The following is a 25,702-nucleotide window of genomic DNA, read 5'->3' as shown; positions in this document are numbered from 1 at the left end:
CTATACGGGGGTATATGGGGAGCCAGGTGAACACAGCCAATGGTTCAAATAGTGGGCCACCGCCTGCGTTTGGCAGTGGCCGATAACCGTAAGTTGCGGCAGTTGCGCTTTCAACTGCGGTAATGCATTGCCCATCACCACGCCGTGGCCGACGGCGGCGAGCATTTCCTTATCATTCATCGCATCGCCAAACGCCATGCACTCCGCCATGGGGACGCCCAGGTGAGCGCCGAGTACGGTCAGCGCCGCCCCCTTATTGCAGCCCAGCGGCAGCACTTCCAGGCAATCGTAAGCCGAAAAACACAGATCCACCCGCCCGGCAAAATGCGCCTGCAACTGCGTCTGCAACCGCATCAGTTCCTGATGCGCTCCTACGAAACATACCTTGCTGTTACCGCTGGTCGGCAGATTGCGCGGATCGGTCAACTGAAAATGAAAACCGCTCAGATGGTGCGCCCGCAACAGTTCCGGCGCAGCAAATTCGGTCAGCCACCCCTCATCACGAAAAACGTGCATGCTGGCCGAGGTATCCCACTGACGATGCAGCAGCTGTTCGGCAATCTGCGCCGGCAAATCGCTGGCATGCAGTTGCTGCCCGCGATTATCGTAGACCCGGGTGCCGTTACCGGTAATCAGGTAGCCCTGCAGGCCCAACTGCGCCATGATCGGTTGCGCATCAAGGTAATGACGGCCAGTGGCGAAGGTAACGATCATCTCGCGTTCAACCAATTGATTCAGCGCAGCCAGCGTTTCCGGCCCAATGCGATGGTCGGGAGTCAGCAATGTGCCATCCATATCGAACGCTGCCAGGCGATACATAAAGACCTCATAAATGTCGAATCAGTTACCGTGCTGAAAGTATGGGGTGGTATTTACGGAAGTAATAGTGAACAATTTGAAAAAACCGTTCCTGATTTATCAACGATAAATTCCATACCGCAGCCAACGGCGCGGCAGCATGGAATAACGAGGGGATGCCATGCGCCTGATTCACCGTCTTGGCCAGTATCAACGCCTGTATCAACAACTCGGTAGCGAACCGGTATTGATGACCATGGCGCAGCTGGCGGCGTTGTTTTATTGCAGTGAACGACACGCACGCACCCTGGTGCAGCAAATGCAGCACCAGGGCTGGCTGAGTTGGCATTCACAGGCCGGTCGCGGCAAACGCGCCAGCCTGCAGTGTCTGAAAATGCCGGACGAGCTGCGCAGCGCACTGTTACAACGCCTATTACAGCAAGGCGATCATCAAGGCGCGCTGGCGCTGGTTCGATTGGATCCGCAACATCTGCAGGAGGTGCTGAGCCCGCACCTCGGCGGGCAATGGCAGGCGGATAGCCCAACGTTGCGTATCCCTTATTATCGGCGATTGGAATCGCTGGATCCGTTGTCGCTCACCGGTCGCGCGGAACAGCATCTGGTTTCCACTCTGCACGCCGGCTTGACTCGCTTTACGACCGGCAACCGGCTTCCACAGCCGGATCTGGCGCACCACTGGCAAATCAGCCCCGATGGCCTGCGTTGGCAGTTTTTTCTGCGTAGTCAATTGCGTTGGCATAACGGCGAACCGCTCAGCGGCCAGCAACTATTGCAGACCCTGGAAAAACTGCGCTCGCACCCGCGCAGCATGCCGAGTCTGGCAAGCGTCGCCGCGATCGCTCTGCCACATGCGTTATGCATCCAGTTCGATCTGCATACGCCGGATTATTGGCTGGCGCATCGATTGGCCGACTTGCCCTGCCTGATGACCCACCCGGAAAATGCTACGCTCGGCGCCGGCGCGTTCAAGCTGACGCTGAACGAACCGCACCTGGTACGGTTGGAACAGCACCCGTATTATCATTTGCAGCACCCGTACCTGGAGAGTATCGAATACTGGATCACACCGGCGCTGGCGGCCGGCGGCGACGCCAGTTGTCAGCATCCGGTACGCATCACCATTGGCCAGCAGGAGGAACTGCCCTTTGCCCGACCGGTACAACGCAGCATGAGCCTCGGCTGGTGTTATCTGGCGCTCAACCTGCGACGCGGCGCACTCAGCCAGGCCCAGGGCAAGAAGCTGCTGATGCTGATCCAGCAGTCTGGCCTGCTGGCCAACCTGCCGATCCCCAATGGCGTCATCACCCCCAGCCAGGAAATGCTGCCTGGCTGGGCCATTCCGCAGCACTCGGCCGCTAAAAACCTGGCGTTGCCACCAAAACTCACGCTGCTGTATCGCCCGCCGGTGGAACTGATGACGGTAACCCAGGCGCTGAAAGCGCTATTGGCCGAACACGGCTGTGAGTTGGAGATCCGTTATTTTTCCGGTAAGCGTTGGCAGAGCGCGGAACAAATCGCCGAGGCCGATTTGCTGCTGGCCGATAATCTGATCGGTGAAGCACCGGAGGCAACCTTGGAAAGCTGGCTGCGGCAGGACGCGCTGTGGCAGGCCATTTTGCCGCCGTCCGCGGCCCGCCAGCAGACGCACAGGCTGCGGCAAATTCAGCAATACCCGGACGAGTCGCGGCGCTTTGCCGCAATGCAGTCTTATTATCAACAATTGATGGAGACGGCGATCATCACTCCGCTGTTCAATTATCAATATCAGGTCAGTGCGCCGCCACGCATTCATGGCGTCACGCTCACCGCTCACGGCTGGTTTGATTTTTGCCAGGCCTGGTTGCCCCCGCCGGTGGCGTAACCGCCGCTACGCCCAGCCCATCAGTTCTGCTACCATAATGCTGACCAATGTCTTTTATCAGGCCGCCCGAATGTGTATCGGGAATGGCCGCAGCAAAGGAATAATTCTATGAGACGTGCCGTAGTGGTATTCAGCGGTGGACAAGACTCCACGACCTGCTTGATCCAGGCTTTGCAGCAGTATGACGAGGTTCACTGCATCACCTTCGATTACGGCCAGCGCCATCGCGCTGAGATTGACGTGGCTCAGGAACTGTCACACTCGCTCGGCGCCAAGGCCCACAAGATCCTGGACGTCGGCTTGCTCAACGAACTGGCAATCAGCAGCCTGACCCGCGACAACATTCCGGTTCCGGCGTTTGGTAGCGAAACCGAGGGCGGCCTGCCGAGCACCTTCGTACCGGGCCGCAATATCCTGTTCCTGACACTGGCAGCCATCTATGCCTATCAGGTGGAAGCGGAAGCGGTAATTACCGGGGTGTGCGAAACCGACTTTTCCGGTTATCCGGACTGTCGCGACGAATTCGTCAAGGCGCTCAATCAGGCCATCGTGCTGGGCATCGCCCGCGATATTCGTTTTGAAACGCCGCTGATGTGGCTTAACAAGGAGGAAACCTGGGCGCTGGCGGATTATTACCATCAGCTTGACCGCATACGCCAGGATACCCTGACCTGCTATAACGGCATCAAGGGCGACGGCTGTGGCGAATGCGCTGCCTGCCACCTGCGCGCCAATGGCCTGACGCAGTATCAAAGCCGACAAGCCGACATCATGGCGAGCCTGAAGCAAAAAACCGGGCTGATCTAAGCTCTGCAAGGGCGGCACTCATAGCCGCCCATCGCCCGTGGCGTTGATTACCGGCTGCTGCAGGCTCATCAGGTGCTCACGCAGCTCCCCTTCAATCGGTAACGCCCGCTGAGTTTTCAAGTCAACGCAAACAAAAGTCAGCAGCGCATCCGCCACCGCTGAACCTTGTGGTTCCAGGGTCACCTTCTGGCTCAGCACGCCGCTTTTGCCGTTCAACTGTTCCATCCGGCTGTCGATGCGCAACCTGTCACCCAGCACCGCCGGCTTGCGGTAATTGATGTTGATATTCACCACGATGAAGGCGATGTTGTTTTCCGTCATCCAGCGGAAGGCATCCAGATTATCCAGCCATTCCCAGCGAGCCTCCTCCAGGAACTCCAGATAGCGAGCGTTATTAACATGTTGATAAACATCAAGGTGATAACCGCGGACTTTAATCAAGGTTTGCATAATGCACGTTCGCTCCTGCCCGGTGGTAACAAAATAAGGCGAGGCGATAGATTGCGCCCCGCCAATGTGAGAATGTGTCACACACTGGTATGACCTGTAAAAATGTAGCAGAGGAATGCGGCGGCCAGCATATTTTGCCACGCGGCCGCGATCCGGATCACATTTTCAGCCGGCCACGATTACGTTCAAACAACGACAAACCTATGCCTGGCACCTCCTGTAACTGGTCAATTTCGGTAAACGGCCCATGCTGCTCGCGGTAGCGCACGATCGCCTCGGCCTTTTTCAACCCAACGCCATTGAGCACGCTGGCCAACTGTTCCGCATCCGCCTGATTGATGCTTACCGTCGCTTCAACCTCGGCGGCTGCCGTCGGCGCTTTTGCCGCAGAGGCCGTCGTGGCGGCTTTTTGGCCCGCAGCCGGTTTCTCCGCCGCCATCGCCGGCGCCAGCGTCAGCAGCAACAACGTGGTTGCCAACAGGGTTTTGATGCTGTGCCGATAACCTTGAACCTGACTGATTTCGTTTGATGTCATTGCTGTATCCTCCTTGTATTTGACAGCACGGTCACCTTGCGGCAGATACTCGGCGACAGCAATCGACGGATGTTAAATATGGAAAAGGCCGCGAAAGCGGCCTTTGGTGATTACATCGGGTTGCAGAAAAATGCGCGGGTTATTGCGGCTGTTGTTCGGCGGCGCCCATTTTGATCTTGGCTTCTTTGCGCAGATTGGCCAGCAGCGAATCGAAGGTTACGCCGATCGCGCTTTCCTGCATTTTGCCGGCAAAGGTTTTCATTTCATCAGCCGGCAGCGTTCCTGGCTTCACCGCCTCCAGGGCAATCAGCACTACGTTGTCCTGGCGATCCTGTGACATACCGTATACCGGCTTGCCTTGCTGCGGGTGCGGCAGGGCAAATACGCTTTCGGTCAGTTGGCTATCTTCCGGCGCACGCGCCATCTTCTGCACGGCACCAAAGCTCAGGCCGGCCGCTTTCAACGCCTCATCGCCCTTACCCTGCTTCAGTTCGACCAGCAGCTTCTCGCCCTGCAGTTTGGCCTGCTGCACCGCCTTGTTGCGCTTAACCAGCTCGGCAACGTGATCCTTTACCTTGTCAAATGGTTCAACGCCTTCCGGCTTGTGACCCGAGACGCGAATAACAAAGGCGCGATCGCCCTCAACGTTGATCACATCCGAGTTGCTACCCGGACTACCGTTTTCGCCGATCAGCGAGCCGTCGAAGATCGCCTGCACCACCGGTTTGAAGTTCAGTTCAGCCGGCACGTTATCCCGTGTGAACCAGGCGGTTTTCGCAGCTTTTACGCCTGCGGCTTCTTCTGCCGACGCCAGCGACTCGTTGTCATTGGTAGCGGCTTCGCTGACTTTTTGCTGCAACGCATAATAGGCGTCGACCGCTTTCTCTTGCTTGACCTTGTCGGCGATGCTGTCACGTACTTCGCTCAACGGCTTGAGCTTTTCCGGCTCAACGTCATTGAGGCGTACGATCAGGTAGCCTACCGAGGATTTCACTACGCCGGAAAGCTGGCCTTTTTCGCTCAGTTTGGCTTCTTTCAGCTCGTCTGCGGTGGTATCAGGCTCCAACCAACCCAGCTCGCCGCCGTTGCGTTTGGAGATGATGTCGGTGGACTTCTCTTTTGCCAGCGTGGCGAAGTCGGCGCCTTTGTTCAGCTCATCCAGCACCGCCTTGGCTTCGGCTTCGGTTTTCAGCTGGATGACGCTGTAGTTCTTGCGTTCCGGCTGGCCGTAGCTGCTTTTGTGCTGGTCGTAATACGCGCTGATGTCCGCATCGTTTACCGTGATCTTGCTTTGCATCGCGGCGGCATCCATCGGGATATAGCTGACTTCCACCTGCTCTGGCGCAATGAAGCTGTTCTTGTTCTGGTTGTAATACTCTTTGAGCTCGTCATCGCTGACGTTCTGCTTGGCTTGCAACGCATTCAGATCGATGGTTGCCAGGCGCACATCACGCTCTTGCAATACCAGCGCGGCCATCGCGTCAGACTCGCTCGGCAGGACGAAGCCGGAGTTGCCGAACGCCTGGATCACCTGCTGGTTAAGCAGTTGCTGGCGCATTGACTGCGCATAGTTGTCGGCGCTGTACCCCATGCGGGTGATCAGATCGAGATACTTGGCGTTATCGAACTGGCCGTTAGTCTGGAAATAAGGCGCTTTGCGAATCGCATCCTTGACCTGATCGTCGCTGATGCTCAGACCCAGTTTCTTGGCGTACTGATCAAGCAGCATGTTGTCGATCAGCTGTGACAGCGCCTGTTGGCGCAGCTGCTGCATGTAACCTTCATTACCGGCCAGCGCAGAGAACTGTTCGCCCAACTGCTGCTGCATACGGCTACGTTCGCTCTGGAAGGCCTGCTCCAGCTGAGCGCGTTCGATCACCTGGCCATTTACTTTCGCTGCATAATCGCCGGAACCGCCGATCAGGTAGTTACCCACCCCGGTCAATACAAATGACAAGATGATCAGGGCCAGGATTATTTTGAGCACGACGTTGTTAGCTGCCGCGCGTAAATTGTCCATCATAGTGTGACAACGCTCCGCTGTGATGTATTCCCTTTATGCGTCAGACTGCTGGCGCGCCGACTCCTGCACCTATCTCGACCGGGTACTGCACGTACCTGCCGAAGGAGCGTTGCCGTCTTGCTGCAACCCGATGCTGCCGGGCATAGATTAAAAACCCTTGTGCAGGCGCGTTCCCTGCGACAAAAATAAAAAAAGCGCATCAAACGATGCGCCTTGTATCTTACCTTACCAACTCCGTTGCGTCAGGTGATTGTTTGACACAAAACCCATTGACGCTAACCGGTTAGACGCTGCAATCAGTTTACCGCGTCTTTCAGCGCTTTACCTGCACGGAAAGCCGGTACTTTGGCAGCAGCGATTTTGATTTCTTTACCGGTCTGCGGATTACGGCCGGTGCGGGCAGAACGCTCACGCACGGTGAAAGAACCGAAACCAACCAGAGCTACATCATCCCCTTCCTTCAGGGAGTCAGTTACGGATGCAATGATTGCATCTAAAGCACGTCCAGCTGCCGCTTTGGAAATATCAGCACCTGCGGCAATTTTGTCGATCAGTTGTGACTTATTCACTCTATCATCCCCTCTAGAATTCTATCGTCGCGCCGAAAAATCCCTACGGCGCGACAGCGCAGCTGTTATATCAAGCCCGTCGAACCTGTGCAAGTGCCCACAATAGGACAGAACGCAGGCCAACAGTAGTCTAACTTAGCGGCACAAAAAAATACTGGCAAGTCAGAAATGGCTTGCCAGCATAAGTTTTATCAATGGATTTTGCTATACGTCACTATTTTACCGCGATCGGCTGTGCACCGAAGGCCGGGTTCTGCAACGCAATGTTCAAAACTTCATCGATTTTCTGTACCGGATGAATCTCAAGATCGGCAATAACATTGTCAGGGATCTCTTCAAGATCGCGTTTGTTCTCATACGGAATCAATACGGTCTTGATACCGCCGCGGTGGGCTGCCAGCAGTTTTTCCTTTAGGCCACCGATTGGCAGCACCTGACCACGCAAGGTGATCTCGCCGGTCATTGCCACATCGGCACGCACCGGGTTACCGGTCAGGCAAGAGACCAGCGCGGTACACATCGCAATACCGGCGCTTGGACCATCCTTCGGCGTCGCACCTTCCGGCACATGCACGTGGATATCGCGTTTTTCATAGAAATCCGCATTGATGCCCAGCTTGTCGGCGCGCGCGCGCACCACCGTCAACGCAGCCTGAATCGACTCTTGCATGACTTCACCCAGCGAGCCGGTATAGGTCAGCTTGCCCTTGCCCGGTACGCAGGCGGTTTCAATCGTCAGCAAATCGCCGCCGACTTCCGTCCACGCCAGACCGGTGACCTGACCGATGCGGTTTTCGGTATCCGCACGGCCATAATCCACACGCTGAACGCCCAGATAGTCTTTCAGGTTGTCACCGTTGATCTCGATGTGCTTGATCTTCTTGTCCATCAACAGCGTCTTCACCGCTTTACGGCACAGCTTGGAGATTTCACGCTCCAGGCTACGCACCCCGGCTTCGCGGGTGTAATAGCGGATAATGCCGATAATGGCGCTGTCATCAACCGTCAGCTCGTTTTTCTTCAACGCGTTACGTTCGATCTGCTTCGGCAGCAGGTGCTGTTTGGCGATGTTCAGCTTCTCGTCTTCGGTATAACCGGACAGACGGATCACTTCCATACGGTCCAGCAATGGCGCCGGGATATTCATCGAGTTCGAGGTGGCGACAAACATCACGTCGGACAGATCGTAATCGACTTCCAGATAGTGGTCGTTGAACGCCACGTTCTGTTCCGGATCCAGCACCTCAAGCAGCGCCGAAGCCGGATCGCCGCGCATGTCGGAAGACATCTTGTCGATCTCGTCCAGCAGGAACAACGGGTTTCTCACCCCGACCTTGGCCATCTTCTGGATCAGCTTGCCCGGCATCGAACCGATGTAGGTACGACGGTGACCGCGGATTTCCGCTTCGTCACGCACGCCACCCAGCGCCATACGCACGTACTGACGACCGGTAGCGCGAGCGATGGATTGCCCCAACGAGGTTTTACCCACCCCTGGTGGCCCCACCAGGCACAGGATCGGCCCCTTGATTTTGCTGACGCGACTTTGCACTGCAAGATACTCAAGGATGCGATCCTTGACCCGCTCCAGGCCGTAGTGATCGGTATCCAGCACTTCTTGCGCCTTGACCAGATCTTTCTTCACCTTGCTGCGCGCGTTCCACGGTACCTGCAACATCCAGTCGATATAACCGCGTACCACGGTCGCTTCCGCCGACATCGGCGACATCATTTTCAGCTTTTGCAGTTCGGCTTCGGTTTTCTCACGCGCTTCTTTCGGCATTTTTGCCGCGTCGATCTTGCGCTTCAGCGCTTCGTGCTCGTCCGGCGCGTCGTCCATCTCACCCAGTTCTTTCTGAATGGCCTTCATCTGCTCATTCAGATAGTACTCGCGCTGGCTCTTTTCCATTTGCTTCTTGACGCGATTACGGATGCGTTTTTCGACCTGCAACAGATCGATTTCCGACTCCATCATCGCCATCAGGTATTCGAGGCGCTCGGTGATGTCAAACATTTCCAGCACCGATTGCTTGTCGCTGAGCTTCAGCGGCATATGCGCGGCAATGGTGTCCGCCAGGCGCGCAGCGTCGTCGATGCTGTTCAGTGACGTCAGCACCTCCGGGGGAATTTTCTTGTTCAGTTTGATGTAGCCTTCAAACTGATTGATTGCCGTGCGTACCAGCACTTCCTGTTCACGCTCGTCGATCGCCGGCGACTCAAGGTATTCGGCCTGAGCGGCAAAATGCTCGCCGCTGTCGGACAGGGTGGTGATACGCGCGCGCTGCAAGCCTTCCACCAGCACTTTTACCGTGCCGTCGGGCAGTTTCAGCATTTGCAGGATCGACGCTACGGTGCCGACCGAGAACAGATCGTTAATGCCAGGTTCATCCGTTGAGGCCTCTTTCTGTGCCACCAGCATGATCTTCTTATCGTGATCCATTGCGGCTTCGAGGCACCGAATCGATTTTTCCCGGCCAACAAATAACGGGATCACCATATGCGGATAAACCACCACGTCGCGCAACGGCAAGACGGGGATTTCAATGCGTTCGGAACGCTCAGGGTTCATAGAGCTCTCTCTTAGTTTAATTTCCGCCAGGATTTAGGGGATTCTCATGAGACGCAAGCATCAAACGTTTCATAAAATCTGGTTATTGAGTATATGGGGATGAATCTCTTACATTCAACGGCAAGAATGCAGGAAAAAGAAATGGGGGATAAAATCCCCCATTTTGTATTAACTTTCTGGTTTGACTGGCGAATTATTCACCGGATGCCTGAGCTTCCGGCTTGCCGTAAATCAACAGCGGTTTGGATTGGCCGGCAATCACCGATTCGTCGATCACCACTTTATCTACGCTGTCCATCGACGGCAGATCGTACATGGTGTCCAGCAGCGCGCCTTCAACAATCGAACGCAGACCACGGGCGCCGGTTTTACGCGCCATGGCTTTCTTGGCAATGGCGTTCAACGCTTCGTCACGGAACTCCAGTTCGACACCTTCCAGATTGAACAGCGCCTGATACTGCTTGGTCAGGGCGTTCTTCGGCTCTTTCAGGATCTGAATCAGCGCGTCTTCGCTCAGTTCGCTCAGGGTGGCTACCACCGGCAAACGGCCGATGAATTCCGGGATCAAACCAAACTTGATCAGATCTTCCGGCTCTGCCTGCAACAGCAGTTCGCCTTCGGTGGCTTTTTCTGCCTCGCCCTTCACGGTCGCGCCAAAGCCAATGCCGGAACCGGTATTCACGCGCTGGCCAATCACCTTGTCCAACCCGGCGAATGCACCGCCGCAGATAAACAGAATCTTGGAGGTATCAACCTGCAGGAATTCCTGTTGCGGATGCTTGCGGCCACCCTGCGGCGGAACCGCGGCAATGGTACCTTCGATCAGCTTCAGCAACGCCTGCTGTACGCCTTCACCCGACACGTCGCGGGTAATCGACGGATTATCGGACTTGCGCGAAATCTTATCGATTTCATCAATGTAAACGATGCCGCGCTGCGCTTTCTGCACGTCATAATCACATTTCTGCAACAGTTTCTGGATAATATTTTCCACGTCCTCACCTACGTAACCGGCTTCGGTCAACGTGGTGGCATCGGCCATGGTAAATGGCACATCCAGGAAACGCGCCAGCGTTTCAGCCAGCAGCGTTTTACCGCTACCGGTCGGGCCAATCAGCAGGATGTTGCTCTTGCCCAACTCGATGCCGTTGCTGGTATCGCCGTTGCGCAGACGTTTGTAGTGGTTGTACACCGCAACCGCCAGCACTTTCTTCGCCTGCTCCTGGCCGATAACATAATCATCCAGGTGGTGGCGGATTTCGTGCGGCGTCGGCAGCGCACTGCGCTCACGATGCGGGGCAACTTCTTTAATCTCTTCGCGAATAATGTCGTTACACAGGTCAACACATTCATCGCAGATATACACTGACGGACCGGCAATCAGCTTACGCACTTCATGCTGGCTTTTGCCGCAGAAAGAGCAGTACAGCAGCTTTCCTGAACCGTCTTTGCGCTTATCTGTCATCAGTAAACCTCTTCTTTTGTCTTTGTCCCGCAGGAAAATCATGGCGGCAGTGCGCCCAAACTGATACCGGGAACGCCGATAATGCTGTACAGAACGGGCTATCCCCGCTCTGTTTACTATAGTCTATCGGCTCGCACTTAACGCTCGCCGGCCGCGTGCTACTAGCTGCGGTGCGTCAGAATGCCGTCGACCAGACCGTATTCTACCGATTCTTCCGCAGTCATAAAGCGATCGCGCTCGGTATCACGGTCGATCTGCTCCAGCGACTGTCCGGTGTGCTGCGCCATCAGCTCGTTCATGCGCGCTTTCACCTTCAGAATTTCCCGCGCGTGGATTTCGATATCCGTCGCTTGCCCCTGATAGCCACCCAGCGGCTGGTGGATCATCACCCGCGAATTTGGCAGGCAGAAACGTTTGCCCTTGGTGCCGGCGGTAAGCAGGAATGACCCCATGGAGCATGCCTGGCCCATACAGATAGTGCTGACATCAGGCTTGATAAATTGCATGGTGTCGTAAATTGACATACCGGCAGTGATCACCCCGCCCGGCGAGTTAATGTACAGGAAAATGTCTTTTTCCGGGCTTTCCGCTTCAAGGAACAGCATCTGTGCCACGATCAGGTTGGCCATGTGGTCTTCAACCTGGCCGGTCAGGAAAATGATGCGCTCTTTCAGCAGGCGGGAATAGATGTCGTAAGAACGCTCCCCGCGTGAGGTCTGCTCAACCACCATCGGCACCAGTGCCATGTGAGGTGCAAATTGATCTTGTTCGCCACTGTATGACATTACCGTCTCCTAATAGAAATTGCCTTGGCGCCATTGTTTGTCGATTCTACTTGAGAACAGCCACGCTGACTACGTTCAAGCATCCGACTCGCGCCACATGACCCTGACGGTCGTTATCATCCCGTGCTCGGCAAACAGCCCTGGTTTATACCAGTTGGGGGGCAGCGGGCGAAATTTCAAGCCCGGTGCGCAACTTTCCGCGATCGCCAGCTGCAGCTTTCGCGCGCACAGGCACCATCATGCCAGCAATCAGCGCCGGCAACAGGGTAAATATAGTGCAAATTGCCTCGCTTAACCTGAGATTAATCAGCCACGTGGCAAAAAGAAAAGCCCGTAACCGAAGTTACGGGCTTTTTCAGATTACACCCGGGGTTCGGCACGCCGCCCCCAAGGTTCAGACATTACGCCTGTTGAGTCTGGTTCATCAGCTCGCTGAAGGTAGTGGCTTTCTCGGTCACCTTCGCTTTGGCCAGCAGCGTTTCAACCGCCTGCTCTTCCAGGGCAACGTTGCGCATGTTGTTCATCAGCTCTTTGTTTTTGCTGTAGAACTCAACCACTTCGCTTGGATCTTCGTACGCGGAAGCCATTTCTTCGATCAGCGCTTTCACGCGATCTTCGTCAGCCTTCAGTTCGTGCGTGCTGATCACTTCGCCCAGCAGCAGACCAACGACAACGCGACGCTTCGCCTGCTCTTCGAACAGTTCACGTGGCAGTTCCAGCGCCTGCTTCTCGTTACCGCCGAAACGCTGTGCAGCCTGACGACGCAGCACGTCGATTTCGCCGTCGATCAGCGCAGCCGGCACGTCGATTTCATTGGCGCTCACCAGACCGTCGATCGCCTGAGTCTTGATGCGGTTACGCACCGCGCCTTTCAGCTCGCGCTCCATGTTTTTACGCACTTCGGCGCGCAGACCTGCAACAGAACCATCAGCCACGCCGAAACGCTTGATGAATTCTTCGGTCAGTTCAGGCAGTTCGCGCTCTTCGACTTTCTTCAGCACGATGGCGAACTTGGCTGCTTTCCCTTTCAGGTTTTCAGCGTGGTAATCTTCCGGGAAGTTGACGTCAATGGTGAATTCTTCACCGGCTTTATGACCTACCAGACCTTCTTCGAAGCCTGGGATCATGCGGCCCTGGCCCATGGCCAGCACGAAGTCGGACGCTTTGCCGCCTTCAAATTCTTCACCGTCGATAGAGCCGCTGAAGTCAACGGTCACGCGGTCTTCAGCTGCTACCGCGCGGTCGGTGTCTTTCCAGCTCGCCTGCTGCTTGCGCAGGGTGTCCAGCATGGTGTCGACATCGGCATCGTTAACTTCTACTACCGGTTTTTCAACTTCGATGCTTTCCAGGCCTTTCAGCTCGACTTCCGGATACACTTCGAACTCGACGGAGAAATTGAAGTCTTCGCCTTCTTTATACTCGCCCGGCACGTAGTTTGGTGCGCCGGCCGGGTTGATTTTTTCCTTGATGATCGCGTCAACGAAGTTGCGCTGCATCAGGTCGCCCAGCACGTCTTGACGAACAGAGGCGCCATAACGCTGCTCAACGATGTTCATTGGCACTTTGCCTTTACGGAAACCGTCAATACGCACGCTTTTCGCTGCATTGATCAGCTCTTTTTTTACTGCCTGCTTGATAGTATCGGCGGGTACAGTAATAGAGAGACGGCGCCCAAGGCCTTGAGTGGTTTCTACTGAAACTTGCATCTTGTTACCTCAAAAATATCACAGTGCTCGGTCAACCCCGTTCCAAGAACCAGGACGGCTGCATTACAGAACCGAGTTCCCTGATGCCGAGAGCGTCCCGAAACCATTCCGAAAAATAAGACGCGACATTATAGCGGCGCATGCGGAGCGAGTCGAGGAAAGCAAGACGGTGCATGCGCGTTAAAACTCACACTTTTACCGATTTCCGCTAAAAAATCGCCGTTGCCGACCTTTCTGCGTTGCATCTCGTATGGGCCGCGTCGTCGTCAAAAACAGAAACGGCCCGTAGGCCGTTTCAAAATTCGTCAGTAGTAATACCCTAGATCGAGGCTAAAGTTCCACTGATACCTGAGTTTTTACGCTTCAGGCCAAGGTCCCAGCCCCGCGACAGGGTGGCGAAGCAGGAACGGTGTCCTGCAGGCCCTCCCATTCCTTCTGGGTATAGGTATGCAGCGCCAGCGCATGCACGCCGTCAGCCAGTTCATCGGCCAATACGCCATATATGGAACGATGGCGAGTCAGAAAACGTTCGCCGAGAAAGCGATCGCTGACCATTACCACCTTGAAATGACTTTCTGAACCCGCCGGAACGTTATGACGATAGCTTTCATCAACCACTTCCAGATACGCGGGCTCGAACGCCGCCCTTAACTTTGCTTCTATTTGCTCGCGAATCATAGGATCTCCTTACAACACCGGCAGAGGACCATGCCATCTAGTTCAATATTAGCCGGTTTTGCCCCCGTTAGAATATTCCTATCGTAAATTTCTGCACTTTGCGGTGAAAAAACAGCCAACGCCGGCCTTTGCTTGGGGTTTATCTGATTGAGAGCGGCAAAAAAGCATGTTTTTATCAACGGTAGGTAAAAAATTGTCACTCGGGCGCGTTGAGCACTTCCCCCGGCCGGCGGCGATGCTATGATGTCAACAATATATTGTTGGCTATCCCGCTCAGATTATTACTATTCCATCGAGAATGAGACAGTAACTATGTTAAAGAAACTTTGTCTTCCCTTCCTGGCCGCATTACTGCTGGCCGGTTGCGCTACCAGCAGCAATACCCTGAACGTTACGCCAAAGATTGTGCTGCCGACGCAGGATCCGACTCTGCAAGGCGTGACCATCAGTATCAACGGCGCTGACCAGCGTAAAGATCAGGCGCTGGCCAAAGTGAACCGCGACGGCCAATTGGTGACCCTCACGCCATCACGCGATCTGCGTTTCCTGTTGCAAGAAGTGCTGGAAAAACAAATGGGCGCTCGCGGCTACATGATCGGCCCGGACGGCGCGGTAGACCTGCAAATCATCGTCAACAACCTGTATGCCGACGTTTCCGAAGGCAATCTGCGTTATAACATCACCACCAAAGCCGACATCTCCATTATTGCAGTGGCGAAAAACGGCAACAAGCAGGTGAAGAACTACCGCTCAACCTATAATGTGCAGGGCGCGTTCACCGCGACCAATGACAAAATCACCAATGCGGTCAACACCGTGCTGGGCGACGTCATCGCCGATATGGCGCAAGACACCAGCGTCAACGACTTTATCAAGCAGAACGCACGTTAATGCGTTAGTGCCCAGTATTGCCCGGGCGACCGGGCAGTACAGACAGGGATCTCATGTCGAAACAGTACTTTAATATCTTCACCCAGCGTAACTCCGTGGTTCTGCTGCTACTGGGTTTTGCGTCGGGTTTGCCGCTGGCTCTCACCTCCGGCACCCTGCAAGCCTGGATGACCGTCGAGAATATCGATCTCAAGACCATCGGCATTTTTTCGCTGGTGGGTCAGGCCTATGTATTCAAATTCCTCTGGTCGCCGTTTATGGATCGCTACACGCCGCCGTTCCTTGGCCGGCGGCGTGGCTGGCTGCTGATCAGCCAGCTACTGCTGGTGGCGGCCATTGTGGCGATGGGCTTTATGAACCCGGCACAACACCTGTGGTGGCTGGCAACATTGGCAGTACTGGTAGCGTTTTGCTCTGCGTCGCAGGACATCGTGTTCGATGCCTACAAAACCGATTTGCTGGCGGCAGAAGAACGAGGTGCCGGCGCAGCGATTTCGGTACTGGGCTATCGGCTGGCGATGCTGGTTTCCGGTGGATTGGCGCTGTGGCTGGCCGATCGCTATTTTGGCTGGCAATCGACCTACTGGTTGATGGCCGGTCTGATGCTGATCGGCATTGCCGCTACGCTATGGGCGCCGGAGCCAGATGACAGCATTGCCGCCCCACGCACCCTCGAACAGGCAGTGGTCGCGCCGCTACGCGACTTTTTTGCGCGCAACAATGCCTGGCTGATCCTGCTGCTGATCGTAATGTACAAAATGGGCGACGCCTTCGCCGGCAGTCTCAGCACCACCTTTTTGATCCGCGGCGTCGGCTTTGATGCCGGTGAGGTCGGTTTGGTCAACAAAACGCTTGGGTTGTTTGCCACCATCGTCGGCGCGCTGTTTGGCGGCGTATTGATGCAGCGCCTCAGCCTGTTCCGCGCGCTGATGCTGTTCGGCCTGCTGCAGGCCGTTTCAAACCTGGGCTACTGGATCCTGGCGGTTACCGACAAGAATATCATCACCATGGGTAGCGCCATCTTCCTGGAAAACCTGTGCGGCGGCATGGGTACCGCAGCCTTCGTCGCGCTGCTGATGACGCTGTGCAACAAATCGTTCTCCGCCACCCAGTTTGCGCTGCTGTCGGCGCTGTCCGCCGTCGGTCGCGTCTATGTCGGCCCCATCGCCGGCTGGTTTGTCGAAGCGCACGGCTGGCCGTTGTTCTATCTGTTCTCCATTGCCGCCGCCCTGCCAGGACTGCTGCTGCTGGCGGTGTGCCGCCAGACGCTGGAATACACGCAAAAAACCGACCACTTCATGCCACGCAGCAAATTCCGCCAGCTCTACCGCTGGGCGCTGCGCCTGCTGGCCCTCGGTTGCTCACTGCTGGGTATCTGGTTGTTGCTGTTGATCGTTGGTGCGCTGGGCTGGGGCGTGCTGCCAGTGCTGACCGACGGCGTTTTACAGCTCGGCGCTGCGCTGAGCCTGCTGGGTATTGCCATGGGCAGTCTGCTGGACTATCTGGCGCTGCGCCGTACGCAGCTCGCCTGACGCCACGGCCGGCGTAACCGCCGGCCGTCAAAAAAGCGTAAGCAGGATGAATTAATTCTGCAAAAAAAATATAATTGCGGCGCAAATAATTTTTTTATCCGACTAATGCACTCGGAAATAAAATTAAATTCACCTTTGATACACATTTATTTTACATTAAATAAACCTTTCCCTGTCATTTAAAAAAAACCGTTTTTGCTCGTTAAAACAGCTTACCTTTATTTTTCCTTAACATAGAGGTCACTCGTCACGATTCAGCGCGCCAACGCGTTGTTGCCATTGGTAAATTGTCACGCAACGTTACATCTGTGACCCCCTTAACAGAAAGTGTCAACAAGCCGCTGACACAACCCTAAGCATGTTTACAGTACTGCAACCTTCCCGTAAAATGCCCGCACACATGAAACGACAATAGAGCCTTTGTAATTGAGGTCGTTAGATGAGACTTAAGAAATACAATAAAAGTATTGGGATGCTGTCATTAATTGCATCCACTGTAATGCTCAGTGGTTGCGATATGGTTCTGATGAATCCCAAAGGAGCAATAGGTGTTGAGCAACGGACACTGATACTCACCGCGATCGCTTTGATGCTGATCGTGGTGATACCAGTTATTATCATGGCGTTCGCCTTTGCCTGGAAGTACCGTGCTTCCAACAAAGACGCCAAGTACAGTCCTAACTGGTCACACTCCAACAAGATCGAAGCGGTCGTCTGGACCATTCCTATCATTATCATCGCCATCCTTGGCACCATTACCTGGAAAACCACCCACGAACTGGATCCATTCAAGCCGATTGTCACCGACAAGAAGCCAATGACCATTGAAGTGGTGTCGCTGGACTGGAAATGGTTGTTCATCTATCCGGAGCAGGGTATCGCAACGGTAAATGAACTGGCCTTCCCGAAGGATGTTCCAGTCGAATTCAAGATCACCTCTAACTCGGTAATGAACTCGTTCTTTATTCCTCAGTTAGGTGGGCAGATTTATGCGATGGCCGGCATGCAGACCAAACTGCATCTGATCGGCAACGAAGCGGGCAAATACGACGGTATTTCCAGCAGCTTCAGCGGTCGCGGGTTCTCCGGAATGAAATTCACCGCCATTGTCACGCCGACCGAAGGCGACTTCGATCAGTGGGTGGCCAAGGTGAAAGAATCCTCCAAGAATCTTAATACCACCGACGACTTTAACAAACTGGCTGAGCCGAGTGAAAACAACCCGGTTGAGTACTTCTCCACTGTCAAACCGAATTTGTTCAAGGAAACAATTGGCAAATTCATGGGTGATATGCACACGCACAAGAGCGCAGTGACTACTGCACACGAAGGCATGGACATGAACCAGGGTATGGACATGGGCGAACATGCTCACGCCGGAGCCGAGGAATAATCTGATGTTGGGAAAATTAACGCTTGATGCGGTTCCGTACCATGAACCGATCATCATGGTCACCGTTGCTGCAATTATCGTTGGAGGCCTGGCACTGCTGGCGCTGCTAACATATTTGGGCAAATGGAAATGGTTGTGGAGCGAATGGCTGACCTCCGTTGACCATAAAAAAATTGGTATCATGTACATTATCGTGGCGATGGTCATGCTGTTGCGCGGTTTTGCCGATGCCATCATGATGCGTAGCCAGCAGGCGCTTGCGTCCGCCGGCGAGGCCGGATTCCTGCCGCCGCACCACTACGACCAGATCTTCACCGCCCACGGCGTGATCATGATCTTCTTCATGGCGATGCCTTTCGTGGTCGGCCTGATGAACGTGGTGGTTCCGCTGCAAATCGGTGCGCGTGACGTTGCCTTCCCGTTCCTGAACTCCCTGAGCTTCTGGTTCTTCGTGGTCGGTGTCGTCCTGATCAACATCTCCCTGGGGGTCGGTGAATTCGCACAGACCGGCTGGTTGGCGTATCCGCCACTGTCGGGCAAAGAGTACAGTCCTGGCGTCGGGGTCGATTACTGGATCTGGAGTCTGCAGATTTCCGGTCTGGGTACCTTGCTGACCGGTGTGAACTTCTTCGCCACCATTCTGAAGATGCGTGCCCCAGGCATGCCGCTGATGAAAATGCCGGTGTTCACCTGGGCAGCGCTGTGTACCAACGTGCTGATCATCGTTTCATTCCCAATTCTGACCGTCACCATTGCGTTGCTGACCCTGGATCGCTATCTGGGCACCCATTTCTTTACCAATGATATGGGCGGCAACATGATGATGTACATCAACCTGATTTGGGCCTGGGGCCACCCGGAAGTGTACATTCTGGTTCTGCCGGTGTTCGGTGTGTTCTCCGAAGTTACCGCGACCTTCTCGAAGAAACGCCTGTTTGGCTACACCTCTCTGGTGTGGGCAACCATCGCGATTACCGTGCTGTCGTTCATCGTATGGCTGCACCACTTCTTCACCATGGGGTCCGGCGCGAACGTTAACGCCTTCTTCGGTATTGCCACCATGATCATTTCCATCCCGACCGGGGTGAAAATCTTCAACTGGCTGTTCACCATGTATCAGGGTCGCATTCAGTTCAACTCGGCAATGCTGTGGACCATCGGCTTCATCATCACCTTCTCCATCGGTGGTATGACCGGCGTACTGCTGGCCGTTCCGGGTGCCAACTTCGTACTGCACAACAGCCTGTTCCTGATCGCGCACTTCCATAACGTGATTATCGGCGGTGTGGTGTTCGGTTGCTTTGCTGGCCTGACCTACTGGTTCCCGAAATCCTTCGGCTTCACGCTGAACGAAACCTGGGGTAAACGTGCCTTCTGGTTCTGGATCATCGGCTTCTTCGTTGCCTTCATGCCGCTGTATGCGCTGGGCTTTATGGGGATGACCCGTCGTATCAGCCAGAACATCAACCCTGAGTTCCACCCTCTGCTGCTGGTGGCTGCAGGTGGTGCGGTACTGATTGCCTGCGGTATCCTGTGTCAGTTGATTCAGATCTTCGTCAGCGTTCGTGACCGCGATCAGAACCGTGACCTGACCGGTGACCCATGGGGCGGCCGTACGCTGGAGTGGGCGACATCGTCTCCACCTCCATTCTATAACTTCGCTGTAGTACCAGAAATTCACGACCGTGATGCATTCTGGGACATGAAAGAAAAAGGCGAAGCGTATAAGAAACCGGCGAAATACGAACCGATCCATATGCCTAAGAATACCGGCGCCGGCGTTATCATCGCCTTCTTCAGCCTGATATTCGGTTTCGCAATGATCTGGGAAATTTGGTGGATGGCGCTGGCCGGCTTCATCGGCATGATCGTAGTCTGGATTGCCAAGAGCTTCGACCAAGATGTTGATTACTATGTGCAGGTTGACGAAATCGAGCACATTGAAAACCAACACTATGAACAAATCAGCAAAGCAGGCGTGAAACATGTCAACTGATACTCTGACTAACCATAACGCAGCCCATGCAGAGCATGGGCACCACGATGCAGGAGAAACCAAAGTCTTCGGATTTTGGATCTACCTGATGAGCGACTGTATTTTGTTTGCGAGCTTGTTCGCGACTTATGCAGTCCTGGTGAACGGGACCGCTGGCGGTCCCTCAGGCAAAGACATCTTCGATCTGAAGTTTGTTCTGGTTGAAACTTTCCTGCTGCTGTTCAGCTCCATCACCTACGGTATGGCGATGATCGGCATGAACAAAGGGAAAGTGGGCAGCGTCAATACCTGGCTGTTCCTGACCTTCCTGTTCGGTCTCGGCTTCGTGGCGATGGAAATCTATGAATTCCATCACCTGATCGCCGAAGGCTTCGGCCCGGATCACAGTGCATTCCTGTCCAGCTTCTTTGCGCTGGTCGGTACTCACGGTCTGCACGTGTCTGCCGGTCTGGTCTGGATCATCATCATGATGATTCAGGTGAGCAAGCATGGCCTGACGTCAACCAACAAGACTCGCCTGATGTGCCTGAGCCTGTTCTGGCACTTCCTGGACGTGGTCTGGATCTGCGTATTTACCGTTGTTTACCTGCTGGGGGTTATGTAATGAGCCATTCATCCCATGAAACCTCTCACGGCGGCGCAAGCCACAGCAGCGTTAAGTCATATGTGATCGGCTTTATTCTGTCGGTCATCCTGACGGTAATTCCATTCTCGATGGTCATGAGCGGCACCGCCTCTCATGCTACCATCCTGGCGGTCGTGGTCGGCATGGCGGTTATCCAGGTGATTGTTCACCTGGTTTACTTCCTGCACATGAATACCTCATCGGAAGAGCGCTGGAACCTGGTGGCATTGCTGTTCACCGCTATGATCATCGGTATCGTTGTTGTGGGTTCACTCTGGATTATGTACAACCTCAACATCAATATGATGGTCAGTTAAGAGCCGAGCTGCACGTGATGATTAAGCAATACCTGCAAGTAACCAAACCAGGAATTATTTTCGGCAATTTAATTTCTGTCGTTGGGGGATTCCTGTTGGCTTCCAAAGGAAGCATCGACTATCCCCTGTTTCTCGCTACCCTGGTGGGTGTCTCGTTGGTTGTCGCCTCGGGCTGTGTGTTTAACAACTACATTGACCGCGACATCGACAAGAAAATGGAGAGAACGAAGAATCGGGTGCTGGTAAAGGGCCTGATCGCGCCGAATGTCACTCTGGTTTACGCTACCGCGCTGGGTATTGCTGGTTTTGCGTTGCTGTATACCGCAGCCAACCCGCTGGCCATGTGGCTGGCGGTGATGGGCTTCGTAGTTTATGTCGGCGTCTATAGCCTGTACATGAAACGCCACTCGGTTTACGGCACCCTGATCGGCAGCCTGTCCGGCGCTGCGCCACCGGTTATCGGTTATTGCGCAGTGACCAACGAGTTCGACGCCGGTGCGTTGATCCTGCTGGCTATCTTTAGCCTGTGGCAGATGCCGCATTCTTATGCGATTGCCATCTTCCGCTTTAAAGATTACCAGGCGGCCAACATCCCGGTATTGCCGGTCGTAAAAGGTATTTCCGTAGCGAAAAACCACATCACGGTCTACATCCTGGCGTTTATGATTGCCACGCTGATGCTGACCCTGAGCGGTTACGCCGGTTATAAATACCTGGTGGTGGCGGCAGCCGTCAGCGTATGGTGGCTGGGCATGGCCCTGCGCGGTTACAAAACCGAAAATGACAGCATTTGGGCACGCAAACTGTTTGTGTTCTCAATCGTTGCCATCACTTCGTTGAGCGTGATGATGTCAATTGACTTCAGCGCTACCGCCTCACCGGACGCATTACTGACTTACGTTTGGTAACGAAAGGGCCGCTTAGCGGCCCTTTTTATTTGTCTCGTCGAAAATCGATCAAACTGTAATATCTGCTAAACAACAATACGTTTACCCCCCCTGCCCTTCACTTTAAAATGATGCATCTTTGCAGAGGCCATTCCGTCAGACGCTGTCGTTCAGAGTCTGACGGAATGGTTTTTATTGAGGTTTGATGGTGCATGAACGATAACACAATGACGCCGCTGGAACGCCGAGCGACTTGGGGACTAGGGACAGTATTTTCATTACGCATGCTGGGCATGTTTATGGTGCTGCCGGTTCTCACCACCTACGGCATGGCGCTGAATGGCGCCAGCGAGGCGTTGATCGGCATCGCCATCGGTATTTATGGCCTGGCGCAGGCCATTTTCCAAATCCCGTTCGGTTTGGTGTCCGACCGTATTGGCCGCAAACCGTTGATCGTCGGCGGCCTGCTGATCTTCGCGCTGGGCAGCGCGATCGCCGCAGTCAGCGATTCGATCTGGGGCATTATTATCGGTCGTGCGCTGCAAGGCTCGGGGGCGATTGCCGCCGCGGTCATGGCATTATTATCGGATCTGACGCGCGAGCAGAACCGCACCAAGGCGATGGCGTTTATCGGCATCAGCTTTGGCATTACCTTCGCTATCGCCATGGTGCTCGGCCCGATCGTCACCCATTCGCTGGGTCTGCATGCGCTGTTCTGGATGATCGCCGCGTTGGCGCTGGCCGGCATTGTCATCACGCTGGCGGTGGTGCCGTCGGCTGACAGTCACATATTGAATCGCGAATCGGGCATCGTGCGCGGCAGCTTTAGCAAGGTGCTGAGCAACTCACGCCTGCTGAAGCTGAATTTTGGCATTATGTGCCTGCATATTCTGCTGATGTCGAGCTTTGTCGCGCTGCCGCTGGCGATGGAAAAAGCCGGATTGGCCGCCAGCCAGCACTGGATGGTGTACCTGGTTACCATGTTGGTGTCGTTCGCCGCGGTGGTGCCGTTTATCATTTATGCCGAAATGAAGCGCCGCATGAAACAGGTATTCATGGGTTGCGTGGCGGTACTGTTCTGCGCTGAAGTGCTACTGTGGTTCTCCGGCCAGCACCTGTGGGGCATTATCGCTGGCGTGCAGCTGTTCTTTATGGCGTTTAACGTGATGGAAGCCATTTTGCCGTCGTTGATCAGCAAGGAATCACCGGCGGGCTACAAAGGAACGGCAATGGGCGTATATTCCACCAGCCAGTTTATCGGTGTGGCGATTGGCGGCAGTCTCGGCGGCTGGCTGTATGGGCTACAGGGCGCTGGCGCGGTGTTCATCGCTGGCGCGGTGATTGCCGCCGTCTGGTTTGTTGTCAGCAGCACCATGAAGGAACCGCCTTACGTCAGCAGCCTGCGCATTACGCTCTCCGAACTGGCCGTCAAGGATTCGGCGCTGGAAAGCCGTTTGAAAGCTCAGCCGGGAGTTGCTGATGTGGTTGTGGTGCCAGAGGAACGCAGTGCCTACGTGAAGATTGATACCAAACAGACCGATCGCGGCCGGCTAGAAGCGCTGGTCAACGCGCTCTAGAGCAAACACAGACCGGGCCATGCCGGTCTGTAGCTTTCTGATGCCGTACAATCACCGCCGCGACAATGTCAGTCGCGGAAATTCTTGAACTGGAACGGCTGCCCCAAATCCCCACCGCGCACCAGTGCCATAACGCTTTGCAGGTCGTCACGCGATTTACCGGTCACCCGCACCTCTTCGCCCTGGATCTGCGCCTGAACCTTCAGCTTGCTGTCTTTGATCAGTTTCACGATCTTCTTCGCCAGCGTGGTTTCAATACCCTGCTTCAATTTGGCGTTAACGCTATAGGTTTTGCCGCTGTGCTCCATCTCTTCAGGGATCTCCAGCGCCGCACCTTCTATACCGCGTTTGGCCAGTTTTTCACGTAAAATATCAACCAGCTGATTCACTTGGAAATCAGACTCGCTGGCTACCTTGATAGTTTCATTTTTTTCGTTAAGCTCGAAGCTGGCCGGAACATTGCGAAAATCCCAACGGGTGCCAAGATCGCGGGTCGCGTTCTCCACGGCGTTGCGTACTTCCTGCATATCAATTTCGGAAACGATGTCGAAAGATGGCATACTTCTTCCTCCTGAATTAAAGCCCAATTGAGCGGGCGATTTCGATGGCGAGCATGATACCCGCTTTACTGGCTCAGGCAAAACGCCAATGCCACGCTCAGCCCCCGAATCACAACGGAAAAGTCTATAATAAACCTGATATATGCGCGGGAAAACCGCCGTTACTCCAAGGAGGCTGGATGAAAATAACAATTCTTGGTTGCGGTGCACTCGGGCAACTGTGGCTTGCGCGGCTTTATCAGCAAGGCCATGATGTGCAGGGATGGTTACGCGTTCCGCAGCCGTTTTGCGCGGTTAACGTCATCGAGCCAGAGGGCAATTCCTTTAATCGCAATTTGCCTACCAACGATCCCGAACACCTGAGCCAGAGCGAATTGCTGCTGGTGACGCTCAAAGCCTGGCAGGTTTCTGGCGCGGTCAGCTCGCTATTGCCCAAGCTGAATCCGCAGTGCGCCATTTTGTTATTGCACAACGGCATGGGTACGCAAGATGAGCTACCGGCCACGCAGCAGCCGATGCTGCAAGGCACCACCACCCACGCCGCACGCCACGATGGCAATACCATTATTCATGTCGCCAATGGTACCACCCATATTGGCCCAACCAGCCCGGCGGCCACCCAGCTCAGTCATTTGGCGGAAGTATTGCATCAGGCGCTGCCAGACGTCGCCTGGCACAATAATATTGCCGCCGCCAACTGGCAAAAACTGGCGGTAAACTGTGTCATTAATCCGCTCACTGCGCTGTATGACTGCCGCAATGGCGATTTAGTGCAATACCCGGCGCAGATAACGGCGATTTGTCGCGAGGTTTCCAGCGTCATGGAAATGGAAGGACACCATACCTCATGCGAAGGTTTGCAGTATTACGTCATGCAGGTCATTGAAAGTACAGCGGATAATATTTCTTCGATGTTGCAGGACATCCGCGCCCAACGGCACACCGAGATCGATTACATTACCGGTTATCTACTGCGTCGGGCGCGCAGCCACGGCCTTATCCTAGAGGAAAATGCCCGGCTGTTTGATTTGATTAAGCGAAAGGAAAGTGTTTATGAACGTATTGGTCTGTCTGGCGCCTGGTAGCGAAGAAACCGAAGCCGTCACCGCCATCGACTTGCTGGTTCGCGCCGGCATTGACGTCACGACCGCCAGCGTAGCCAGCGATGGCGATCTGACCATTGTCTGTTCACGCGGTGTAAAGCTGCTGGCGGATGCCCCACTGGTAGCTATTGTTGACCAGCCATTTGACGCTATCGTGCTGCCCGGCGGAGTCAAAGGCGCAGAGTGTTTCCGTGACAGCCCGCTACTGGTAGAAAAAGTGCGGCAAATGCATTTACAAGGTAAGTACGTTGCTGCCATTTGCGCCGCACCAGCGCTGGTTTTACAGCATCACGATCTGTTCCCGGTCGGGAATATGACCGGCTTTCCTGGTTTGAAACAGCAAATCCCGCAAGATAAATGGATGGAACGCCGCGTGGTGTATGACGCACGGGTAAAGTTGCTGACCAGCCAAGGTCCCGGTACCGCCATGGAGTTCAGCCTGAAATTGATCGACCTGCTGTTGGGGAAAGCCAAAGCGGCTGAAGTAGCCGCACAGCTGGTATTGATCCCAGGGATGTACGATTACCGCGACGGCGAAGAAAATTAGGCCAGAT

23 protein-coding genes are annotated in these 25,702 nt (G+C 54.7%); 12 read left to right on the top strand and 11 right to left on the bottom strand.

The genetic code is table 11. From position 1 onward, the window contains the following. On the bottom strand, nucleotides 1-819 hold the full coding sequence (gene cof / locus AC2AXP_RS01035) for an HMP-PP phosphatase (protein ID WP_484381378.1): 819 nt from the start codon (nucleotides 817-819) through the stop codon (nucleotides 1-3). A gap of 160 nt (nucleotides 820-979) precedes the next feature. Between cof and AC2AXP_RS01030 the strand changes: the two genes are divergently transcribed. Next, a complete protein-coding gene (locus tag AC2AXP_RS01030; protein ID WP_484381377.1) occupies nucleotides 980-2,680 on the top strand; it encodes an SgrR family transcriptional regulator in 1,701 nt (566 codons plus the stop codon). A 108-nt stretch (nucleotides 2,681-2,788) separates the two neighbouring features. Then, a complete protein-coding gene (gene queC / locus AC2AXP_RS01025) occupies nucleotides 2,789-3,487 on the top strand; it encodes a 7-cyano-7-deazaguanine synthase QueC (RefSeq protein ID WP_484381376.1) in 699 nt (232 codons plus the stop codon). Nucleotides 3,488-3,505: 18 nt separating this feature from the next. Here the strand turns inward: queC and AC2AXP_RS01020 are convergent, their stop codons facing one another. The 9 genes from AC2AXP_RS01020 to bolA form a co-directional block, all read right to left on the bottom strand. Further along, the gene (locus AC2AXP_RS01020) at nucleotides 3,506-3,937 is read right to left on the bottom strand and encodes a YbgC/FadM family acyl-CoA thioesterase (protein ID WP_004954593.1); all 432 of its coding nucleotides are present in this window, start codon (nucleotides 3,935-3,937) and stop codon (nucleotides 3,506-3,508) included. A 157-nt stretch (nucleotides 3,938-4,094) separates the two neighbouring features. Further along, nucleotides 4,095-4,472: a ComEA family DNA-binding protein gene (locus AC2AXP_RS01015; RefSeq protein ID WP_004954594.1), complete on the bottom strand. Its 378-nt coding sequence runs from the start codon at nucleotides 4,470-4,472 to the stop codon at nucleotides 4,095-4,097. Nucleotides 4,473-4,611: 139 nt separating this feature from the next. Beyond that, nucleotides 4,612-6,495, bottom strand: a complete 1,884-nt coding sequence (gene ppiD, locus AC2AXP_RS01010; RefSeq protein WP_004954596.1) for a peptidylprolyl isomerase — start codon at nucleotides 6,493-6,495, stop codon at nucleotides 4,612-4,614. 296 nt (nucleotides 6,496-6,791) lie between these two features. After that, the gene (gene hupB, locus AC2AXP_RS01005) at nucleotides 6,792-7,064 is read right to left on the bottom strand and encodes a nucleoid-associated protein HU-beta (protein ID WP_004954599.1); all 273 of its coding nucleotides are present in this window, start codon (nucleotides 7,062-7,064) and stop codon (nucleotides 6,792-6,794) included. Between the two features lie 214 nt (nucleotides 7,065-7,278). Then, nucleotides 7,279-9,633: an endopeptidase La gene (gene lon, locus AC2AXP_RS01000; RefSeq protein ID WP_004954602.1), complete on the bottom strand. Its 2,355-nt coding sequence runs from the start codon at nucleotides 9,631-9,633 to the stop codon at nucleotides 7,279-7,281. Between the two features lie 193 nt (nucleotides 9,634-9,826). Beyond that, complete coding sequence (gene clpX / locus AC2AXP_RS00995) at nucleotides 9,827-11,098, bottom strand: ATP-dependent protease ATP-binding subunit ClpX (protein WP_039991048.1); 1,272 nt, start codon at nucleotides 11,096-11,098, stop codon at nucleotides 9,827-9,829. A gap of 161 nt (nucleotides 11,099-11,259) precedes the next feature. Beyond that, nucleotides 11,260-11,883 (bottom strand): ATP-dependent Clp endopeptidase proteolytic subunit ClpP, encoded by a 624-nt coding sequence (gene clpP / locus AC2AXP_RS00990; RefSeq protein WP_004954607.1) that lies wholly within the window; start codon nucleotides 11,881-11,883, stop codon nucleotides 11,260-11,262. Nucleotides 11,884-12,284: 401 nt separating this feature from the next. Further along, on the bottom strand, nucleotides 12,285-13,589 hold the full coding sequence (gene tig / locus AC2AXP_RS00985; protein ID WP_004954610.1) for a trigger factor: 1,305 nt from the start codon (nucleotides 13,587-13,589) through the stop codon (nucleotides 12,285-12,287). A 363-nt stretch (nucleotides 13,590-13,952) separates the two neighbouring features. Further along, complete coding sequence (bolA, locus tag AC2AXP_RS00980) at nucleotides 13,953-14,267, bottom strand: transcriptional regulator BolA (RefSeq protein WP_004954613.1); 315 nt, start codon at nucleotides 14,265-14,267, stop codon at nucleotides 13,953-13,955. A 312-nt stretch (nucleotides 14,268-14,579) separates the two neighbouring features. On the opposite strand from bolA, the gene AC2AXP_RS00975 reads away from it, so the two are divergent. The 8 genes from AC2AXP_RS00975 (at nucleotide 14,580) to AC2AXP_RS00940 (ending at nucleotide 23,485) form a co-directional block, all read left to right on the top strand. Next, entirely contained in the window at nucleotides 14,580-15,158 is a 579-nt protein-coding gene (locus AC2AXP_RS00975; protein WP_004954616.1) for a lipoprotein, read from the top strand. 53 nt (nucleotides 15,159-15,211) lie between these two features. Then, nucleotides 15,212-16,690, top strand: coding sequence for a muropeptide MFS transporter AmpG (ampG, locus tag AC2AXP_RS00970; RefSeq protein WP_484381375.1), 1,479 nt, complete (start codon nucleotides 15,212-15,214; stop codon nucleotides 16,688-16,690). Between the two features lie 439 nt (nucleotides 16,691-17,129). After that, nucleotides 17,130-18,083 (top strand): cytochrome o ubiquinol oxidase subunit II, encoded by a 954-nt coding sequence (gene cyoA, locus AC2AXP_RS00965; RefSeq protein WP_004954621.1) that lies wholly within the window; start codon nucleotides 17,130-17,132, stop codon nucleotides 18,081-18,083. A 4-nt stretch (nucleotides 18,084-18,087) separates the two neighbouring features. Beyond that, the gene (gene cyoB / locus AC2AXP_RS00960; RefSeq protein WP_039991049.1) at nucleotides 18,088-20,079 is read left to right on the top strand and encodes a cytochrome o ubiquinol oxidase subunit I; all 1,992 of its coding nucleotides are present in this window, start codon (nucleotides 18,088-18,090) and stop codon (nucleotides 20,077-20,079) included. Then, complete coding sequence (locus AC2AXP_RS00955; RefSeq protein WP_004954628.1) at nucleotides 20,069-20,683, top strand: cytochrome o ubiquinol oxidase subunit III; 615 nt, start codon at nucleotides 20,069-20,071, stop codon at nucleotides 20,681-20,683. The genes cyoB and AC2AXP_RS00955 overlap by 11 nt, the downstream gene beginning before the upstream one ends. Beyond that, nucleotides 20,683-21,021 (top strand): cytochrome o ubiquinol oxidase subunit IV, encoded by a 339-nt coding sequence (locus AC2AXP_RS00950; protein WP_004954632.1) that lies wholly within the window; start codon nucleotides 20,683-20,685, stop codon nucleotides 21,019-21,021. Before AC2AXP_RS00955 ends, AC2AXP_RS00950 begins: the two co-directional genes overlap by 1 nt. Before the next feature lie 17 nt (nucleotides 21,022-21,038). Beyond that, complete coding sequence (gene cyoE, locus AC2AXP_RS00945) at nucleotides 21,039-21,929, top strand: heme o synthase (RefSeq protein ID WP_004954635.1); 891 nt, start codon at nucleotides 21,039-21,041, stop codon at nucleotides 21,927-21,929. A 191-nt stretch (nucleotides 21,930-22,120) separates the two neighbouring features. Further along, a complete protein-coding gene (locus AC2AXP_RS00940; protein WP_039991050.1) occupies nucleotides 22,121-23,485 on the top strand; it encodes an MFS transporter in 1,365 nt (454 codons plus the stop codon). A gap of 68 nt (nucleotides 23,486-23,553) precedes the next feature. Here AC2AXP_RS00940 and AC2AXP_RS00935 read toward each other — a convergent pair whose 3' ends face one another. Beyond that, nucleotides 23,554-24,045: a YajQ family cyclic di-GMP-binding protein gene (locus AC2AXP_RS00935; protein ID WP_004954641.1), complete on the bottom strand. Its 492-nt coding sequence runs from the start codon at nucleotides 24,043-24,045 to the stop codon at nucleotides 23,554-23,556. Nucleotides 24,046-24,224: 179 nt separating this feature from the next. On the opposite strand from AC2AXP_RS00935, the gene panE reads away from it, so the two are divergent. Both panE and yajL read left to right on the top strand, forming a co-directional pair. Beyond that, nucleotides 24,225-25,130: a 2-dehydropantoate 2-reductase gene (gene panE / locus AC2AXP_RS00930; protein ID WP_039991051.1), complete on the top strand. Its 906-nt coding sequence runs from the start codon at nucleotides 24,225-24,227 to the stop codon at nucleotides 25,128-25,130. Next, nucleotides 25,099-25,695 (top strand): protein deglycase YajL, encoded by a 597-nt coding sequence (yajL, locus tag AC2AXP_RS00925; RefSeq protein ID WP_233092331.1) that lies wholly within the window; start codon nucleotides 25,099-25,101, stop codon nucleotides 25,693-25,695. Before panE ends, yajL begins: the two co-directional genes overlap by 32 nt. Nucleotides 25,696-25,702: the final 7 nt, after the last annotated feature.

Source organism: Serratia sp. Sp408, assembly GCF_057180665.1.
This window is presented reverse-complemented; position numbering and strand designations above follow the sequence as displayed.

Coding starts and splice junctions, on each gene's coding strand:
- AC2AXP_RS00935 (WP_004954641.1), bottom strand. CDS start 24,045: ATGCCATCTTTCGACATCGTTTCCGAAATTGATATGCAGGAAGTACGC.
- lon (WP_004954602.1), bottom strand. CDS start 9,633: ATGAACCCTGAGCGTTCCGAACGCATTGAAATCCCCGTCTTGCCGTTG.
- panE (WP_039991051.1), top strand. CDS start 24,225: ATGAAAATAACAATTCTTGGTTGCGGTGCACTCGGGCAACTGTGGCTT.
- clpP (WP_004954607.1), bottom strand. CDS start 11,883: ATGTCATACAGTGGCGAACAAGATCAATTTGCACCTCACATGGCACTG.
- cyoE (WP_004954635.1), top strand. CDS start 21,039: ATGATTAAGCAATACCTGCAAGTAACCAAACCAGGAATTATTTTCGGC.
- yajL (WP_233092331.1), top strand. CDS start 25,099: ATGAACGTATTGGTCTGTCTGGCGCCTGGTAGCGAAGAAACCGAAGCC.
- AC2AXP_RS01030 (WP_484381377.1), top strand. CDS start 980: ATGCGCCTGATTCACCGTCTTGGCCAGTATCAACGCCTGTATCAACAA.
- AC2AXP_RS00975 (WP_004954616.1), top strand. CDS start 14,580: ATGTTAAAGAAACTTTGTCTTCCCTTCCTGGCCGCATTACTGCTGGCC.
- ppiD (WP_004954596.1), bottom strand. CDS start 6,495: ATGATGGACAATTTACGCGCGGCAGCTAACAACGTCGTGCTCAAAATA.
- cof (WP_484381378.1), bottom strand. CDS start 819: ATGTATCGCCTGGCAGCGTTCGATATGGATGGCACATTGCTGACTCCC.
- queC (WP_484381376.1), top strand. CDS start 2,789: ATGAGACGTGCCGTAGTGGTATTCAGCGGTGGACAAGACTCCACGACC.
- ampG (WP_484381375.1), top strand. CDS start 15,212: ATGTCGAAACAGTACTTTAATATCTTCACCCAGCGTAACTCCGTGGTT.
- AC2AXP_RS01015 (WP_004954594.1), bottom strand. CDS start 4,472: ATGACATCAAACGAAATCAGTCAGGTTCAAGGTTATCGGCACAGCATC.
- AC2AXP_RS00955 (WP_004954628.1), top strand. CDS start 20,069: ATGTCAACTGATACTCTGACTAACCATAACGCAGCCCATGCAGAGCAT.
- cyoA (WP_004954621.1), top strand. CDS start 17,130: ATGAGACTTAAGAAATACAATAAAAGTATTGGGATGCTGTCATTAATT.
- AC2AXP_RS01020 (WP_004954593.1), bottom strand. CDS start 3,937: ATGCAAACCTTGATTAAAGTCCGCGGTTATCACCTTGATGTTTATCAA.
- cyoB (WP_039991049.1), top strand. CDS start 18,088: ATGTTGGGAAAATTAACGCTTGATGCGGTTCCGTACCATGAACCGATC.
- AC2AXP_RS00950 (WP_004954632.1), top strand. CDS start 20,683: ATGAGCCATTCATCCCATGAAACCTCTCACGGCGGCGCAAGCCACAGC.
- tig (WP_004954610.1), bottom strand. CDS start 13,589: ATGCAAGTTTCAGTAGAAACCACTCAAGGCCTTGGGCGCCGTCTCTCT.
- AC2AXP_RS00940 (WP_039991050.1), top strand. CDS start 22,121: ATGAACGATAACACAATGACGCCGCTGGAACGCCGAGCGACTTGGGGA.
- bolA (WP_004954613.1), bottom strand. CDS start 14,267: ATGATTCGCGAGCAAATAGAAGCAAAGTTAAGGGCGGCGTTCGAGCCC.
- clpX (WP_039991048.1), bottom strand. CDS start 11,098: ATGACAGATAAGCGCAAAGACGGTTCAGGAAAGCTGCTGTACTGCTCT.